This is a genomic window from Bacteroides ilei (genome assembly GCF_900128495.1).
In the GTDB taxonomy this organism is placed as follows: domain Bacteria; phylum Bacteroidota; class Bacteroidia; order Bacteroidales; family Bacteroidaceae; genus Phocaeicola; species Phocaeicola ilei.
In genome coordinates, this window is record NZ_LT635801.1 from 2,968,565 (window position 1) to 2,985,609 (window position 17,045).

11 protein-coding genes and 1 tRNA gene are annotated in these 17,045 nt (G+C 36.3%); 9 read left to right on the top strand and 3 right to left on the bottom strand.

Annotation, left to right across the window (positions count from 1 at the left end):
• Nucleotides 1–333: 333 nt before the first annotated feature.
• Nucleotides 334–1,326: a quinolinate synthase NadA gene (gene nadA, locus BQ7489_RS12610; RefSeq protein ID WP_072532182.1), complete on the bottom strand. Its 993-nt coding sequence runs from the start codon at nt 1,324–1,326 to the stop codon at nt 334–336.
• Nucleotides 1,327–1,787: 461 nt separating this feature from the next.
• Here nadA and BQ7489_RS12620 point away from each other — a divergent pair, with 461 nt between their 5' ends.
• Entirely contained in the window at nt 1,788–2,321 is a 534-nt protein-coding gene (locus BQ7489_RS12620) for an RNA methyltransferase (protein ID WP_072532183.1), read from the top strand.
• A 67-nt stretch (nt 2,322–2,388) separates the two neighbouring features.
• On the opposite strand, the gene BQ7489_RS12625 is transcribed toward BQ7489_RS12620, so the two are convergent.
• A complete protein-coding gene (locus BQ7489_RS12625) occupies nt 2,389–3,000 on the bottom strand; it encodes a DUF4294 domain-containing protein (protein ID WP_083580602.1) in 612 nt (203 codons plus the stop codon).
• Between the two features lie 88 nt (nt 3,001–3,088).
• Here BQ7489_RS12625 and BQ7489_RS12630 point away from each other — a divergent pair, with 88 nt between their 5' ends.
• Both BQ7489_RS12630 and BQ7489_RS12635 read left to right on the top strand, forming a co-directional pair.
• Nucleotides 3,089–5,134, top strand: a complete 2,046-nt coding sequence (locus BQ7489_RS12630) for a helix-hairpin-helix domain-containing protein (protein WP_072531289.1) — start codon at nt 3,089–3,091, stop codon at nt 5,132–5,134.
• 48 nt (nt 5,135–5,182) lie between these two features.
• Entirely contained in the window at nt 5,183–5,962 is a 780-nt protein-coding gene (locus BQ7489_RS12635) for a radical SAM protein (protein WP_072531290.1), read from the top strand.
• A 54-nt stretch (nt 5,963–6,016) separates the two neighbouring features.
• Here the strand turns inward: BQ7489_RS12635 and BQ7489_RS12640 are convergent, their stop codons facing one another.
• Nucleotides 6,017–7,711 (bottom strand): SulP family inorganic anion transporter, encoded by a 1,695-nt coding sequence (locus BQ7489_RS12640; protein ID WP_072531291.1) that lies wholly within the window; start codon nt 7,709–7,711, stop codon nt 6,017–6,019.
• A 215-nt stretch (nt 7,712–7,926) separates the two neighbouring features.
• On the opposite strand from BQ7489_RS12640, the gene rbr reads away from it, so the two are divergent.
• The 6 genes from rbr (at nt 7,927) to BQ7489_RS12670 (ending at nt 17,033) form a co-directional block, all read left to right on the top strand.
• Nucleotides 7,927–8,505: a rubrerythrin gene (rbr, locus tag BQ7489_RS12645; protein WP_072531292.1), complete on the top strand. Its 579-nt coding sequence runs from the start codon at nt 7,927–7,929 to the stop codon at nt 8,503–8,505.
• 142 nt (nt 8,506–8,647) lie between these two features.
• Nucleotides 8,648–9,940 carry a phosphopyruvate hydratase gene (eno, locus tag BQ7489_RS12650; protein ID WP_072531293.1) on the top strand — a complete coding sequence of 431 codons (1,293 nt, stop codon included), beginning with the start codon at nt 8,648–8,650 and terminating at the stop codon, nt 9,938–9,940.
• A gap of 269 nt (nt 9,941–10,209) precedes the next feature.
• Nucleotides 10,210–10,283: transfer RNA gene (locus BQ7489_RS12655), tRNA-Asp, on the top strand.
• Between the two features lie 633 nt (nt 10,284–10,916).
• On the top strand, nt 10,917–12,410 hold the full coding sequence (locus BQ7489_RS12660; RefSeq protein WP_072531294.1) for a glycoside hydrolase family 28 protein: 1,494 nt from the start codon (nt 10,917–10,919) through the stop codon (nt 12,408–12,410).
• 86 nt (nt 12,411–12,496) lie between these two features.
• Nucleotides 12,497–13,660: an IS4 family transposase gene (locus tag BQ7489_RS12665; protein WP_072529666.1), complete on the top strand. Its 1,164-nt coding sequence runs from the start codon at nt 12,497–12,499 to the stop codon at nt 13,658–13,660.
• A gap of 103 nt (nt 13,661–13,763) precedes the next feature.
• Nucleotides 13,764–17,033 carry a SusC/RagA family TonB-linked outer membrane protein gene (locus tag BQ7489_RS12670; protein WP_072531295.1) on the top strand — a complete coding sequence of 1,090 codons (3,270 nt, stop codon included), beginning with the start codon at nt 13,764–13,766 and terminating at the stop codon, nt 17,031–17,033.
• The last annotated feature ends 12 nt before the right edge of the window (nt 17,034–17,045 follow it).

A 17,045-nucleotide genomic window follows, 5' to 3' on the forward strand; every position in this document is an offset into this window, starting at 1 on the left:
TAAAACCTATAATATAATACACAATCCTTGTAATATCATATAATCTAACAAAAGACAACTCGTTAGATTAAAATTAATCAGGCTATGTCCAGATAACTAAAAACAAAACTTATTATGTACTAAAGCTTGAATATAGACATAAAAAAAGGAGTACCGCTGTACTCCAACCTTTGTTAACCTTAAATCTAATACTATGAAAAACACGGTACAAAGGTACGGACTTTATTGTATTATGCAAATTTTTAAATGAAAAAACTATGTTGTATAACACATTTTAATAACTTAGAATAAAACTCTAAAAACATATTAACAACATAGTTTTTCCGAAATTACTTACAAACCTAACTTAGCTGATATATCAAGCATCTTCTGAATCGGTCTGACGGCTTTTTCCGCAACCGATTTTTCTACATTCACTTCCGGCCATTCATATTTCAATGTATTATACAGCTTCTCCAAAGTGTTCAAACGCATGAAATTACATTCATTACATGCACAAGTACTATCTTCTGGAGGAGCAGGAATAAATGTCTTTTCCGGGCATTTATTACGCATTTCATATAATATACCACTTTCAGTAGCTACAATAAACGTTTTCTTTTCACTGGAAATAGCGTATTTCAACAGACCGGCAGTAGAACCCACCTTATCGGCCAACTTGGCTACAGCACCTTTACATTCCGGATGAACCAGAACAGCCGCATCAGGATACTGTTTCTTCAACTCTATGATTTTCTCTACAGAAAATTTTTCATGAACATGACAGGCACCGTTCCATAACAACATATTCCGCCCGGTTATGGAATTTATATAATTACCCAGGTTACGGTCGGGACCAAAAATAATCTTTTCATCAACAGGAAAGCTTTCTACAATCTGCTTGGCATTGGTTGAAGTTACTACTACATCGGTAACCGCCTTGACAGCCGCACTTGTATTCACATATGAAATCACTGTATATCCAGGATGAGCTTTGACGAATTCAGTAAATTCATCTGCCGGACAACTATCGGCCAAAGAACAGCCGGCATTCAGATCGGGAATCAACACTTTCTTGTCAGGACAAAGTATTTTAGCCGTTTCACCCATGAAATGTACTCCACACATTACAATGATGTCGGCATCGGTTTTTGATGCCCATTGGGCCAAAGCCAGACTATCGCCTATAAAATCCGCTATTTCCTGGATTTCATCCGACTGATAAAAATGTCCGAGAATAACTGCATTCTTTTCTTTACACAATTTCTTTATCTCTGCTTTCAAATCAAGGGTCTTGTCTACCGGTTCGTCAACAAATCCCTTTGCCAACCATTCACTTCTGTTCATCATTAATAAAAATATATTTTTTCTTTTTTAGAAAGAAATTTATGATAGTTATAATAGTCGGTTAATAGTGTTAGTAAAACTTATAACGTTTTTTTGTTTTTTCGGTTATTAATGTTTGTATTGGAGATATTAGAAAGACATTAACAGGCTTATATATTGAAAATATAAGCTTTACTTATTCTATTAACACTTTGTTTATATGTGGCAAAGTTAAAAACTTTCCAGTGATTCAATTCATTTTTTATGCTAAAAAATATGTTTAAACCATTTCTTAAACTTCTCTTGAATATTTTTGGAATGTTTGTTTTCTGTATCATATAGTGCTTTATCCGGATAAAGCAAGAAGAACTTTTCATTTTCTTTTTCTTCATTTTATACACCTTTTCAACGGTTATGAACTGGGTTATCAATATAGTTTTTATCTTTGTGCACAGAATAAAGAAAACTGCCCTATGTCGGAACTGAAAAAACTGAAAGTAACGGAAATGAACCGTCTTACCGTGGAAGAATTCAAGGAAGCGAGAAAGCTTCCTCTGGTTGTGGTACTTGATGAAGTACGTAGTCTTCATAATATAGGGGCGGTATTCCGTACTTCGGATGCATTTCTTATAAATCGTATTTATTTATGTGGTATTACAGCTACTCCTCCTCATCCGGAAATGCACAAAACAGCTTTGGGGGCGGAATATACTGTCGACTGGAAATATTGTAAAAAGGCACAAGATGCTGTAAATGAGTTGCATGATGGCGGGTATACAGTATTTGCCATTGAGCAGTGTAAAGGTAGTACTATGTTAGATGAATTACAGCTTGATCCGGCAAAAAGTTATGCTATAGTTATGGGGAATGAAGTGAAAGGAGTCCAACAGGAAGTTGTTGATATGTGTGACGGCTGCATTGAAATACCTCAATATGGAACCAAACATTCGTTGAATGTATCTGTTACTGCAGGAATTGTACTTTGGGAATTCGCTAATAGAATGATAAAGAAATGAACATGTTAATATCAATGTTTTTTATTAACATAATTTTCTGATATTGTTAAATGATTTATTTACAGTTCTATAGCTGACCATTTTCTACAAGTGTAACAACCCTTTCCACAAGTTTGTCATCATCTTCCGGGTGATATTCTTTTTTCAGGCTGGCCCCGAACAATGCCGCAAAAGCTTGGTAAAATCCAGCTTTCAACGGTCCCATAAATGCTCTTACCAATTCATAAGACGATTGGTTACATTCCCGGTTTACAAGTTTTATCAATAGTTTACCCTGTGAAAAGGTCAGTTTTTTCATTCGGGCGGTGTATTGTTGTTTAAGTCCTTTTTCAACCATTTTCATATGCTTTTCCCTTGCTTTTGTATTTGGAAGAGTCTCCATATATTCATAGGTTTCCAATACAGCATTCTTTATTTCTTTAGCTAAGGGAAGCGTTTTCTTTACGTCACGTACAAGTTTATTGTAATAACGTTCCTGTCTTTTGTTTTTAAATCTGAGTTTTGGGTAAATATATATGTTTTTTAGCGTTATAGAAGGTATAGTATCTCCTTGATACACACAGACCGGGACTTTATATCCTCCGAATACTTGTGTAACATTGTTCCTCTGTGCTTTTATTCCGTTAATGCATGTAACGGAAAGTAGTGTGAACAGGATTATATATACGTTGGTCTTCATATGCCGCAAAAATAAACATAATAATAATCGGATATCGGATTATACGAAAAATTAACGTATGATTTGATGTTATAAGGTAGTGAATAAAATGTTTAAAAGATTGTTAATTTGTTGTATATTAAAGAGTTGTTTTGTTATATCCATACAAGCTCAACTTGTTTGGAAGAATTTGGAAGTAAATATAGAGAATGATGAAAATCTCTCGGAACTGGAACAACAGTACGAAGAATTATCTGAGCTGGCAGAACATCCGTTCAATATTAATACTATAACTAAAGAAGAGCTGGAACAACTTCCTTTTCTGTCGGATCAACTGATAGAAAATATTCTTTATTATGTATATAAGTATGGTCCTTTGTTGTCGGAAAAAGAGTTGTTGGGGGTGGAAGGGATGGATTGGCAGACAAGAGACATACTTCAGAACTTTATATACATAGGAGATTCCGGTAAACAGCGTAACAGACTGGATATTAAAGATATTATGAAATATAACAAACAGGAACTGGTCACAAGGGTAGATGTACCTTTTAATCAGAAAGCGGGATATGCGGATTATAGTAAGACAGTTCTGGAAGAAAGTCCTAACAAAAAATATATGGGTAATCCTGTATATCATAATATACGGTATAAGTTCCAGTATGGACAGCAGCTTTTTGTTGGTATAACGGCTGAAAAAGATTCCGGTGAACCGTTTTTTACTGGCCATAATAAAAAAGGATATGATTATTATGGATTTTATATGATGTTACAGAATGTTGCTAATTTAAAAACGTTGGTGATAGGTAACTATAAAGCCAGTTTCGGTTATGGTCTGGTCATGAATATGAATAATTTTTCGTTAGGAAAAAGTGGAATAGGAAATAACATCCGTTTTGGTAAAGGGTTTTCCAAACATGCTTCTACAGACGAGTATAATTACTTGCAAGGTCTTGGAGTAACATATAGATTGAGTAAAAGATGGGATATGTCTGCTTTCTATTCTTATAGAAAAATGGATGGCAATGCTGAAGATATGTTTATAAAGACGTTAAAAACAGATGGTTTTCATAGATTAAAAAAAGATATGGAAAAAAAGAATATGTTAAGTAACCATCTGATAGGATGTAATTTAACATATAACGGAAAATTTGTTGAATATGGATTAACAGCTGTTTATAATAAATTCAACAAGATGTTGAATCCTGATTTTTGTCCGTATAATAAGTATTACCCTAGAGGTAAGAGTTTTTTTAATGTAGGAGGATTCTATAAGTTTTTTCTGAATAGGTTTACATTTTCGGGTGAAGCCGCTATTGATAAATGTGGCAAGTTATCTATGCTTCATATTATAAGTTATTCACCAGATGTTAATAATAGAATTATTTTTATGAACAGATATTATGATGTGAAATATCAGACCTTATATGGAAATGCTTTTGGTGAGAATTCAAGGATGCAGAACGAATTAGGATTTTATTTAGGATTGGAATCCAGTATATTATCGAAAATAAAATTATCAGGTTACATAGATTTATTTCATTTTCCATATTTGAAATATAGAGTGGATCATGTTCATACTACTGGTTTCGATACTTCGGTACGGATAGATTATTCACCTATAAATTCACTGACTATGTTAATTAAATACAATTGTAAGAATAAACCGTTGAACTTTCAGTCGGATGACGGGAAAAAATATGTTTTGGCCAATTTGCGTCATCGTCTTCATAGTCAGTTTTTATATGATATGAATTCATGGTTGTCTTTAAAAACTTCTTTGGAATATATCCGTACCGGTTTTTATGGTTTGGATAAAAGTTCTGGATTTTATATATCGGAATCAGTAAAGATGGATATTCCTTCTTTTCCGTTGAAATTAGCTTTTTCATCCGCCTGGTTTTCTACTGATGATACCAGTTCAAAGATTTATATGTATGAACCAGGGATATTGTATTCGTTTTCAATGTATTCTTTTTATGGAAAAGGAAGCCGGCATTCTTTCAATTTAGTCTATGAGTGGAAAGATAAACTGTCTGTTCACACAAAGTTAGGATGGACACATTATACGGATAGAAATAAAATAGGGACTGGTTTGGAAGAAATAGATGGAAATAATAAGTTGGATTTACAATTACAGTTAAAACTAAAATGGTAAACGGATTTATTGTGTACATTTGCTGGTGTACTAAATAAAATATAGTTTATGTCAACAATTATCTATGCTTCTCCTATTTTCGGTCCTATACACAGCCGTCGTTTAGGAGTTTCGTTGGGTATAAACCTATTGCCTGGAGATGGAAAGGTATGTACCTTTGATTGTATTTATTGTGAATGTGGATATAACAAGGATCATCGTGCCCATAGTAAATTGCCTTCCCGTGAAGAGGTACGTAAGGCTTTGGAGAAACGTTTGTCTGATATGCGTGACAATGGTCCTGTTCCGGATGTATTGACTTTTGCGGGTAATGGAGAACCTACGTCACATCCTGATTTTGCAGGTATTATAGAAGATACTTTGAAATTGCGCGACATGTATTTTCCTCAGGCTAAAGTAAGTGTGTTGAGTAATTCCACTTTTATCCATAAGCCTGATGTTTTTGATGCTTTGAACAAGGTGGATAACAATATATTGAAGTTGGATACGGTAGATATTGATTATATCCGGAAAGTGGACAGACCTACAGGAGCTTATGATGTTGAAAAAATAATAGAAGGTTTGAAGGCTTTTAAAGGAAAACTGATAATTCAGACTATGTTCATGAAAGGAAAGACCGATGAGGGTGAAGATGTTGATAACACTTCCGATAAATATGTCTTACCATGGCTGGAAGTGGTAAAACAGATAGCTCCACAAAAAGTCATGATCTATACCATTGACAGGGAAACTCCAGATCATTCTTTGAAGAAAGCGACTCATGAAGAGTTGGATCGTATTGTCGGATTATTGAAAGATGCTGGATTGGATGCCAGTGCTTCCTATTGATTTATATATACTCCTCATTATCAATAACATGATAATGAGGAGTATTATTTGTTATTATTTCTTTGTCAGCTCAGTTATTTCTTTGTTGGCTACTTCAAGTGCAGCATTGATATTGCTACAAATATTTTCTTTACCTAACAACTCGTAGAATCCAGATTTTTCAAGTACTGCGTGTACTTTTTCATTTACTCCGGAAAGGATAATATGAATACCTTCTTTTTGTGACATCTGACATAGGGTGGTCAGGTTATGGATTCCAGTAGAATCAATGAAAGGAACTTTCCGCATCCGGATGATTCTGATTTTTGGGCGGTCGCCTAGGCTTGCCATTATTTCTTCGAATTTGGTAGCTATGCCAAAAAAATAAGGTCCGTTTATTTCATATACTTCCACACCTTTAGGTACAATAAGATGTTCTTCATGTACTTCCATATCCGATTCTTTATTCGGATCTATTTCATCTGTAATAACAGAGATTTCTGTAGTTTCCATGACACGTTTCATGAACAATACGCAAGCTATAACCAGTCCCACTTCAATGGCTACAGTAAGGTCGAATATGACAGTAAGGAAAAAAGTCATAAGCAATACAACTACATCTGATTTAGGGTTGTTCAATAGTCCTTTGAAAACCCTCCATCCACTCATATTGTACGATACGATTACCAATACACCTGCTAGGCATGCCATTGGAATGTATTGTGCCAGCGGCATCAGAAATAGAAGTATGAGTAATAACACTACTGCATGAACAATACCTGCTATCGGTGATTTTCCACCATTGTTGATATTGGTCATAGTACGTGCGATAGCACCTGTTGCAGGAATTCCTCCAAAAATAGGAGAAACGAAATTAGCTATTCCTTGTGCTATCAATTCAGTATTTGAATCGTGACGGTCGCCTATTACACCATCGGCAACTGTCGCTGAAAGTAAGGATTCTATAGCTCCCAGTACTGCAATGGTAATTGCTACAGGGAACAGATTCTTGATTGCTTCCCAATCAAGTGCTGGAACAGTTGCTTCCGGTAATTGTGATTTGATTCTGAAACGGTCACCTATAGTATCGATGCTGGTAATTCCGCCATATTCTTTCATAAGATAGACAGCAAGGGTTACCAGGATAATGGCTACCAGCGAACCTGGAATTTTCTTGGAAAATTTAGGGGTTATAGCAATGATAAGGATACTGGCTAGGCTTACAATGGCATTCCACCAATTGACCGTATCGAAATGATGGAAATAAAGAATCCATTTTCCGATAAAGTCACCAGGTATTTTTTCTCCATTGAATTGAAGGCCGAATATATCTGCTATCTGCGTGGTAAAAATTGTGACAGCGATACCGCTAGTGAATCCTATAATGATAGGATAAGGAATAAATTTAATGATGGTACCCAGTTTGAATACTCCCAATAATACAAGAAGAATTCCTGCCATCATAGTTGCAACCATTAGTCCGTCTATGCCATATTGTTGGATTATACCGTAGATAATTACGATAAAAGCTCCGGTAGGTCCACCTATCTGGACCTTACTTCCTCCTAAAAATGAAATGATAAAACCTGCTATGATAGCTGTGATAATACCTTTTTCCGGACTTACTCCGGAAGCGATTCCAAAAGCAATTGCTAATGGAAGTGCTACAATACCTACAATAATACCGGCCATTAAGTCGGTCATGAAGTCTGCTTTAGTGTAGTTTTTTAATGTAGTGACTAGTTTGGGCCTGAATTCCAATCCTTTCATATTAATAAAAATCCTATAAATAATAAAAATAAGTGCAAAAATACATAATTTGATGGATATGATAATAATAAATAAGGTTATATTAATATAGTTAGAGCAATTTCTTTAAATATTCTTAATTACATAATTGTAATTATTGCAAATACAAATTAATTATTATATTTGTAACATCAATAAAGAAACTACGATGTTTAACCCGATAACAGCTGACAATTATGGAAAAAAGTTTAAAAGGAACAAGAACGGAAAAGAATCTGGCAATTTCATTTGCAGGTGAGTCACAGGCTAGAAACCGTTATACGTATTTTGCAAGTGTAGCTAAGAAAGAAGGCTATGAACAGATTTCAGCAATCTTTACAGAAACGGCCGATCAGGAGAAAGAGCATGCTAAACGGATGTTCAAATGGTTGGAAGGTGGTATGGTAGAAATCACGGCTAGTTATCCTGCCGGGGTGATTGGTACTACTCTAGAAAATTTGAAGGCTGCGGCTGCCGGAGAAAATGAAGAATGGAGTATGGATTATCCTAAATTTGCTGATATTGCCGATGAGGAAGGATTTCCTGCCATTGCAAAAATGTACCGTGAAATTGCTGTAGCAGAAAAAGGACATGAAGAGAGATATTTGGCTTTCGTAAAGAATATAGAAGATGGAAAAGTCTTTAAGAAAGATGTGGAAATTGTATGGCAATGCCGTAATTGCGGTTATCTCTATGTAGGTACAGAAGCTCCTGAAATTTGTCCTGCATGCCTTCATCCGCAGGCTTATTTTGAAGTGAAAAAGAATAATTACTGATAATAATTGTTTTGTAGATATATGCAGGATATCTGGTGTGGTCATATTTCTTTAATGATATTTTCCATATCCAGATATTCTGCTTTTTCATAAAATCCGGATGGAGTATTGAATTAGGTATAGACTTTAAAAAATTCTTGTTATGAAAATAAAATCGATTATTGGTCGTGAAATACTGGATTCACGAGGTAATCCTACTGTAGAAGTGGAGGTTAAATTGGACTCTGGTGTGATAGGCCGTGCTTCTGTACCCTCTGGAGCTTCTACTGGTGAACATGAAGCATTGGAACTTCGTGATAAGGATCCGAAGCGTTATGGTGGAAAAGGTGTATTGAAGGCTGTTGAAAATATCAATACTTTGATAGCTCCGGCATTATGTGGTTGGTCGGTTCTGGAGCAGCGTGCCATTGATAAGAAAATGATAGAAATGGATGGTACGAATACTAAATCAAATTTAGGGGCAAATGCTATATTGGGAGTTTCTCTGGCTGTAGCCAAAGCAGCAGCGAATTATTTGAAAATTCCTTTATACCGTTATATCGGAGGTGTCAATACTTATATTATGCCGGTTCCTATGATGAATATCATCAATGGAGGTTCACACAGTGATGCTCCGATAGCTTTTCAGGAATTTATGATCAGACCTACAGGTGCTTCTTCGTTCCGTGAAGGGTTGCGGATGGGGTCTGAAGTGTTTCATGCGTTGAAGGAAGTACTTCATAATCGTGGGTTGAGTACGGCTGTTGGTGATGAAGGAGGCTTTGCTCCTGCTTTGAAAGGAACGGAAGATGCATTGGAATCTATTGTTACTGCTATAAGAGATGCCGGGTATGAACCGGGTAAAGATATCATGATTGGTATGGATTGTGCATCGTCTGAATTTTATAGAGACGGGGTTTATGATTATACTGTATTTGAAGGAAAAAATGGCATAAGACGTACTTCGGATGAACAGATAGCTTATTTGGAGAGCTTGATAAGCAAATATCCGATTGATTCGATAGAGGACGGCATGAGTGAAAACGATTGGGACGGATGGCAGAAATTGACTTCCCGTATAGGGAGTCGTTGTCAATTGGTAGGAGATGATCTGTTTGTTACCAATGTAGAATTTTTGTCGAAGGGAATCGAAAAAGGATGTGCTAATTCTATTTTAATCAAAGTGAACCAGATAGGTTCGTTAAGTGAAACATTGGATGCTATTGAGATGGCTCATCGTCATGGATATACGACTGTAACTTCTCATCGTTCAGGGGAAACAGAAGACGTTACTATTGCCGATATAGCGGTTGCTACGAATAGTGGGCAGATTAAGACTGGTTCTTTGAGTCGTTCCGACCGTATGGCAAAGTATAATCAACTCCTTCGTATTGAAGAAGAGTTAGGTGATCTGGCAGTTTATGGATATAATCGTATTAAGGTATATAATCATTGATTTTTAGAATATAGATGAGAATGCATTGTTTCAGTATAAAGAATTATATGGAATGATGCATTCTCTATTCAAATATGGATATTTATATTTGAATAGCTCGTTGTAATTTTTATCCTTTTTTTAATTGTTAAGATATTGATAATTAATTATGTACTATTCATTCTGAAAAAATATAAGGAAAAAGTTTATGTAAAAGTTTGCAAGAATCAAAAATTGTTGTACCTTTGCAACCGCAATCGAGAAAGATTGTAAGCGAAACAAAAACAATTGGTGCGTTAGTTCAGTTGGTTAGAATACATGCCTGTCACGCATGGGGTCACGGGTTCGAGTCCCGTACGCACCGCGAAGATATCCGGTTTACATATAAAAATGTAAATCGGATTCTTTGTATATGTTAGTATGAATATTGTTGACCTAAATAATTCAGAGTGTACTCAGAGGAGTTATTGATATCAAATTTTTCTTTGAAATATAATCTCATTAATTTTCTGATGAGCTAATTTGACAGATATTATCTATTATATTGGATTTTGTTATTATTGAAAGCTTCATTTATATTAATAATTTACTTATTATATTGGTTATTCAGAGTAGTAATCATTATATCAGTTACCATTTTCAAGAGTCTGTTTATTTTGAAAGTTATATGTAGTATTTGATAGATCTTTCATCTGGTTATTATTTTCATTTATGTATTTGTTTCGAAGATGTCTGTTTCTATATATGGGATATAATATATGTTTTATAACTGAATTTTCCATATATAGTGGATATTTTTCCATATTGATGATATTAAAAACAGATAATTTTATGCTAAAGATACTAATAGAAATTAGAAATTATTCTGTCTATATGATTTGTTGGAAAGTTGGAAAAGCAGACGTTTATGTGGATGAGATATAAAGATAATTCCTGTTAGGTCGTCAATGTATCTATTTTTTTAGAATAATTGCTGTATTATTTGACTTATTGAGATATGAAAAAAATTTTGATAACCTTAATGTTATTTGCCACTTTTATTGTGGGTAAGTCACAATCTTTTCCTGATTTCGAATGGGGGGAAGGTATTCCATCTCCTGATTTATCTTGGACTGGTGAAGTTGGTTCTCAGTTATTCCCGGAGGGCGATAAATTTTCTGCTTTTGATTATGGATTGAAGAATGATACTATGCAATTAAGTACCTCTGCCATTCAACGTGCCATTGATGCTTGTAGTAAGGCAGGTGGTGGTATTGTTGAAATTCCTGCAGGAAAGTATAGGATTGGTGCTATTTATTTGAAAAGTAATGTAAATCTGCATCTTCATGAAGGAGCAGTTTTAATTGCCAGTGAAAATATAGCGGATTATCCTGAAATTCGTACGCGTATAGCGGGTATTGAAATGGTATGGCCCAGTGCTGTTGTTAATATATTAGATGCCGAAAATGTAGCTCTTACCGGAAAAGGCATAATTGACGGTCGTGGAAAGGTGTGGTGGAACAAGTATTGGAACATGCGTAAAGATTATGAAAAGAAAAAACTTCGTTGGATTGTAGATTACGATTGTAAGCGGGTACGAGGAATTCTGGTTTCGAACAGTAAGCAGGTTACTTTGAAGAATTTTATATTAATGCGTACTGGTTTTTGGGGATGTCAGATATTGTATTCTGACAAATGTACGATCGATGGCATTACTATTAATAATAATATAGAAGGCCATGGACCTAGTACGGATGGAATAGATATTGATTCTTCCACCAATATTCTTATTGAAAATTGTGAAATAGATTGTAATGATGACAATATATGTATTAAAGCTGGTCGCGATGCTGATGGTTTGAGGGTAAATCGTCCAACTATGAATGTTATTGTACGTAATTGTGTTACACATAAAGGGGCTGGTTTAATCACTTGTGGTAGTGAAACTTCAGGTGGTATTCGGAATGTATTGGGATATGATTTAAAGGCCTCAGGTACTTCATCTGTATGTCGCTTGAAATCGGCTATGAATCGTGGAGGTATTGTTGAAAACATTTATATGACTCGTATTAAGGCCGATTCTACCCGTGGAATTCTGGTAGCTGACCTTAATTGGAATCCGAGTTATAGCTATTCTAAATTACCTGAAGAATACGAGGGAAAAGAAATACCTGAACATTGGAAAGTGATGCTTACACCTGTAACTCCCGAAGAGAAGGGATATCCTCATTTCCGTAATGTATATCTGTCGGATATTGAAGGTACTGATGTCGGGACTTTTATATCGGCTTCTGGTTGGAATGATGCTCTACGGCTTGAGAATTTTTATTTGACCGGTATAAAGGCAGAAGTAAAGAAAGCCGGAAAAATCGCTTATACTTCTGGTTTTAATATTGGTAATGTTCGTTTGAAAGTAGCTGATGGCGGGAAAATTGAACTTAGAGACAATGAGGATATAAGTATTGATATAAAGTACACTACTGTCCCGTTAAAAAAGGGAATCGGTCTTTGAAATAGTTGAAATATAGTCTTTTACAAGCATTTTTAGGGTGCGACGATTTGAAATTGCTACATTGTAGTCTATAAGATAGACTGCATATGAACAAAAACAAATATATCTTTGCCCAATTGGTAGAATTTCTTGATAAAGATAAGTTTCGCCACTTAGTTGACAAATACAATGGCAATCGGTATGTCAAGTCATTCACGTGCTGGAACCAACTTCTTGCACTGATGTTTGGTCAGCTTAGTAATCGTGAAAGTTTACGCGATGTAGTCGTGGCGCTGGAAGCGCATCATACCAAATGCTATCATCTTGGAATAGGACGGAATCCTATTGCTAAAACGACATTTGCTTCAGCCAACCAAAATCGAGATTACCGCATCTTTGAAGACTTTGCATTCTTCATGATGGAACAGGCTCGGAAAAAACAGGCAACAGATATTTTTAAGTTGAAAGGGCATGTGTATGCTTTCGATTCTACGACAATACCTTTATGTCTGTCTATCTTTTGGTGGGCCAAGTTTCGTAAGAAGAAAGGTGGTGTAAAAGCTCATGTGTTGTATGACTTGGAAGCACAAGTCCCAGCATACTTCCACTTCTCTACAGCATCTGTCCACGATTCAAAAGCAATGAAGTATATTCCTTATGAATCAGAGTCTTACTATGTGTTTGACCGTGGTTACAATGCCTTCAAAGAACTCTATAAGATACATTTGCACGAGTCTTTCTTTGTGGTGAGAGCCAAGAAGAATCTACAGTTTAAATGTATCCGATGGAGACGCAGATTGCCAAAGAATGTACTTACCGATTCTGTAATAGAACTTACCGACATAATCACTCGGCAGAAGTATCCTGAGCGGTTGCGCTTAGTGAAGTACAGAGACGAAAATCAGGATAGAGAGTTTGTCTTTCTTACCAATGCTTTTCATCTCACTTCACTTGAAATCGTCGAACTGTATAAAAACCGCTGGCAGGTTGAGTTGTTCTTCAAATGGCTAAAGCAGCACCTCAAAATTAAGAAGTTTTGGGGTACTACGGAGAACGCTGTTCGAATCCAAATCAGTACTGCCATTATCAGTTATTGCCTTGTTGCTATAGTGCAACATGATATGCAACTGGAACGGTCAACATATGAAGTTCTACAAATTCTAAGCATTTCTCTTACGGACAAAACATGCCTTAAGGAACTGTTTGATAAGACTAATTTCAACGATGTCAAAGAACTCAATTCTTCCCTTTTTCCGGGATTGTTTGATTAATATTAATTTGTCCCGATTTTAACGGGACACTAATGATATAAAGTATATTCCTGAACAATGATATACATTCTATAATAAATTATTATGTTTTAAACTTTAATCTATGGAAAACAACAAAGTTGTGATTTCGAATCAATTAAGTTTGACCGGTCATTTATTGAGGATTTCCTTTATCCTGTTATTTTGGATGACGGCAGTTTTTGCTTATGGTCAGGTAAAAAATGTAAAAGGACAGGTCTTTGACACCAAAGGTGAATCTGTGATTGGTGCAAGTGTCCTTGTAAAAGGAACTACAAATGGTACTATTACAGACATGGACGGTAATTTTATTTTGTCCAATGTTTCGGACGATGCTATATTACAAGTCAGTTTTGTAGGTTATGTAACCCAAGATGTACCAGTTGCCGGTAAAAGTGAAATAAAGGTTACATTGTCTGAGGATACCGAGACTTTGGATGAGGTTGTTGTAATCGGTTATGGTTCAGTGAAGAAGAGTACACTTACCGGTGCTGTTTCTAAAATGAATTCCAATAGCATCAAGGATCGTCCGATGGCACGTGCCGAGAGTGCGTTGCAAGGACAATTAGCCGGTGTTACAGTACGTACGACGACAGGTGAACCGGGTGCTGACCTCCAGATCCGTGTCCGTGGTGCAGCTTCTGTAAATGCAAATTCTGATCCGTTGTATGTTGTAGACGGTGTTCCCATGACTACTTTAAGTGGATTGAATCCAAGTGATATAGCTTCCATTGAAGTGTTGAAAGATGCTGCATCTTCTGCTATCTATGGTTCCCGCGGTTCGAATGGCGTAGTTATTGTAAGTACTAAGAAAGGTAAGGATGGTAAGGCAAAGGTTTCATTTAATGCCAGTTTCGGATTTCAGACACTGGAGAAGAAGCTTGATGTGTTGAGCGCCACGGAATGGATGGAATTCAGGACCCGTTGGAATGATGCCAACTATTTGGCTTTAGCAAAGGATAAGGGAATTACTGGTGCAAGCATTAAGGATGACAGTGCAACCCGTTTGGCTAATTTGGGTATTGAAGCTGGTTCGGCCAAGGCTTTTGAAGTAGTTAATGACGATCGCTGGTTCAACTATTTAAGTCAGGATATGCGTGATTCACATACTTATACATATAATCCGGAAGAACTTTCCTTGTTGGACTGGCAGGATGAATTTTTCCGTAATGGTATTGTACAGGATTATAGCCTGAATGTTTCCGGTGGGACAGATAATACATCTTATTTGTTTTCCGGAGGATACATGAATCAGGAAGGTATTGTAACTGGTACTGATTATGAACGTTTTTCTTTCCGTGCAAATGTTGAATCAAAGATTAACAATTATGTCAGTATGGGTATAAATCTGGCTCCGACTTATATTGTAACAAATGGATCGGGAAGAGCAAATGGTAAGGATGCACAGGTACATAAAGCTCTTGCCGCTACTCCTGTTTCTGAACCGGGAGTAGGTTATATGGTTAATGTAGAGCCTAACAACCTGTATGACTGGGCCGGAAGTACTTCAAGTCCAAGTTATGTAATGAATACTAATATCAATCAGAAGAGAATGTTACGTATGACAGGAAATGCGTTTGTACGTATTACTCCTATTAAGGATTTGAGAATTGAATTATCGGCTGCGGCCAATTATTATGATCTGGACGGAAATACTTATGATTTTACAAGTACCACTTCCAAATGGGATCAAGGTGAAGGTCAGAATTCATCTGGAGGTCATACAACAGCCCGTCAATGGACAACATTATTACAGGCTGTAGCTAATTATGATCATAATTTCGGTGACCATGGATTGAGCCTGATGGCTGGTTTTTCTTCTGAAAGATCAAATTTGGGATTTGAAACGGAACAGACTTTCAAGTATCCATTCCCCAACGATGCTATAACCGGATCTTTTGACGGGAGCAAGGTTTCTGCAAATAAAAATACCGTGTCGGAACTTACACCGAACAAGTTATTGTCTGCTTTCGGACGTGTACAATATAATTACGCTGAAAAATATATGATTTCTGCAAGTTTGCGTTATGATGGTGGTTCTGTTTTTGGCTCTAACAATAAGTGGGGTATGTTTCCTGCGGTATCTGGTGGATGGTTAGTTTCGAATGAAAAGTTTTTCAGCGACTGGGCACCTGAATGGTGGAATACATTGAAGTTGAGGGCCAGTTACGGTGTAACCGGTAATAATTCGATTAGTAGTACTGCTGCATATGCTACATTGACAAATGCTGTCTATGCCGGTAATTCCGGATATTATACTGCTACGTTAGGTAATAAGGATCTGGGTTGGGAAAAGACTCATAGTACAGATGTTGCTATTGATTTGGGATTTATGAAAAACCGGATCCAGTTATCTTTGGACTGGTATACCAAAAATACTACCGATTTGTTGTACCAGGTTCCGGTAGAAGGTGCATCGGGCTTTACTACTATTTGGGATAATTTAGGTGATATTCATAACGAGGGTTTTGAGATAGAATTAAATACACATAATCTGACTGGTGAATTTACGTGGGATACATCATTCAATATGTCGTACAATAAGAATGAAGTGAAATCCATCGGTAAAGATGATACGCCTATTTATTCCGGATTCGACAAGAATAACCCTTCAAATATTTTATGTGTAGGTAAGCCAATCAATACATTCTATATGTATGATGCCATTGGTGTATGGCAGAGTCAGGCGGAAATCGATGCATATAGTGCTGCTCACGGTAACCAGCCTGTGACGTTTGAAGGTAAACAGATTGTTCCTGGCGATATCCGTTATCGTGATGTGAATAATGACGGTAAGTTTGATAAGGATAATGATAGGGATTATTTAGGAAGTCCTACTCCTAAATTTATATTCGGTATGACCAATACTTTTACTTATAAGAACTTTGATTTGTCGGTTTTGTTGACGGCGCAGACTGGTGGAAGTATATTTGGTGTTCTGGGACGTGCTATTGACCGTCCGGGTATGGGTGCCAAAAGTAATGTAATGGGATGTTGGAGAGATGCCTGGTGGTCGGAAGATGAACCAGGAAACGGCAAAGTTCCTTATATCTTGAGTACGACAACCGGTACTACACTTGATTCCCGTTGGTTGTATTCTTCTAATTATTTACGTATAAAGAATTTAACTTTAGGGTATAAACTTCCGATTAATCCTAAATTCATTTCTTATGCACGTATTTATGTATCTATCGAAAATTTGGCCAAATGGGATAGTTATTATGGAGGATTTTCTCCTGAATCGGCCAATGCAGGTGTGAGTGACGCCCCTGGTGGAGCTAGTGCATTGGGTTTGGATTACGGAGGTTATCCATTGGCCCGTACATTCACTTTTGGTATTAATGTCAACTTCTAACTTTTAAAATGA

What these genes read in the sequence shown, in the direction of transcription:
- nadA (WP_072532182.1), bottom strand. Translation starts at nt 1,326, where the DNA reads ATGAACAGAAGTGAATGGTTGGCAAAGGGATTTGTTGACGAACCGGTA.
- BQ7489_RS12625 (WP_083580602.1), bottom strand. Translation starts at nt 3,000, where the DNA reads ATGAAGACCAACGTATATATAATCCTGTTCACACTACTTTCCGTTACA.
- BQ7489_RS12630 (WP_072531289.1), top strand. Translation starts at nt 3,089, where the DNA reads ATGTTTAAAAGATTGTTAATTTGTTGTATATTAAAGAGTTGTTTTGTT.
- BQ7489_RS12635 (WP_072531290.1), top strand. Translation starts at nt 5,183, where the DNA reads ATGTCAACAATTATCTATGCTTCTCCTATTTTCGGTCCTATACACAGC.
- BQ7489_RS12640 (WP_072531291.1), bottom strand. Translation starts at nt 7,711, where the DNA reads ATGAAAGGATTGGAATTCAGGCCCAAACTAGTCACTACATTAAAAAAC.
- rbr (WP_072531292.1), top strand. Translation starts at nt 7,927, where the DNA reads ATGGAAAAAAGTTTAAAAGGAACAAGAACGGAAAAGAATCTGGCAATT.
- eno (WP_072531293.1), top strand. Translation starts at nt 8,648, where the DNA reads ATGAAAATAAAATCGATTATTGGTCGTGAAATACTGGATTCACGAGGT.
- BQ7489_RS12660 (WP_072531294.1), top strand. Translation starts at nt 10,917, where the DNA reads ATGAAAAAAATTTTGATAACCTTAATGTTATTTGCCACTTTTATTGTG.
- BQ7489_RS12665 (WP_072529666.1), top strand. Translation starts at nt 12,497, where the DNA reads ATGAACAAAAACAAATATATCTTTGCCCAATTGGTAGAATTTCTTGAT.
- BQ7489_RS12670 (WP_072531295.1), top strand. Translation starts at nt 13,764, where the DNA reads ATGGAAAACAACAAAGTTGTGATTTCGAATCAATTAAGTTTGACCGGT.